Source organism: Kitasatospora nipponensis (assembly GCF_039528135.1).
Classification (GTDB): Bacteria; Actinomycetota; Actinomycetes; order Streptomycetales; family Streptomycetaceae; genus Kitasatospora; species Kitasatospora nipponensis.
Map to the genome: position 1 here is coordinate 1 of NZ_BAAALF010000596.1, position 849 is coordinate 849.

An 849-nucleotide genomic window follows, 5' to 3' on the forward strand; every position below is an offset into this window, starting at 1 on the left:
CCCGCAACGAGTGACAGGTCGGGTGATAGGCAACCTTGTGCGGGAAGGACGCACCAACGTCCGTGACACCCAGCACATCGGTCAGGAACTCCGTGAACTCGTGCACCCGCGGCACCAGTTCAGCGACCTGACGGACCAGCGCCGGCGGACTGTACTCCTCCGCCAGCCGCGGATGATTCTCCCGGACCATACCGGCGCACGACGCCGACGGCGTCACCACCGCGTCATAGTCACCGAAAGTCCGGGCGAACCGAGCCACCAACGGCACCGCATCCGGGCGATAGCCCGTGTTGAAGTGCATCTGCCCACAACAGGTCTGCTCCTGCGGAAACTCCACCGTATGACCGAGCCGCTCCAACACCGTCACCACCGCCCGGCCCGTCTCCGGAAACATGGTGTCGTTGAAGCAGGTGATGAACAGGGCGATCCGCATCAGCCCACCTCCACCGGGACCGGGACGTCGGGCGGCAGCAGCCCGCGTTCTTTGAGATCCGTCCACAACGCTGCCGGGATCGGGAGCTGGAGCATAGCCGCGGCGTCCTCGACCTCCCCCGCGCTACGCGTACCGACCAGGACCGACGCAACAGCCGGATACCCGAACGGGAACCGCAGCGCGGCGGCGCGCAGCGGCACACCGTGGCTCTCACAGACCGCCTTGAGATCGAGCGCTCGTTGCACCAACTCGGCGGGCGCGGTGGCGTAGTCGAAGGTCGCACCGGGCTTCGGGTCGGCGAGCAGACCCGAGTTGAAGACACCGCCGATGACGACGCCGACGCCGCGTTCGTCGGCCAGCGGCAGGAGTTCGGCCAGGCCGCTGTGGTCGAGCAGGGTGTAACGCCCGGCCAGCAG

Annotated in this window: 2 protein-coding genes; both read right to left on the reverse strand. The window is 67.6% G+C overall.

Translation table 11 applies throughout. The features are described from left to right. Positions 1-433 (reverse strand): heterodisulfide reductase-related iron-sulfur binding cluster (locus tag ABD323_RS42125; RefSeq protein WP_344447350.1); only part of this gene is annotated, 433 nt, incomplete at its 3' end. Beyond that, the coding region (locus tag ABD323_RS42130; RefSeq protein ID WP_344447351.1) for an aldo/keto reductase at positions 433-849 on the reverse strand (417 nt) is incomplete at its 5' end. The genes ABD323_RS42125 and ABD323_RS42130, both read right to left, overlap by 1 nt.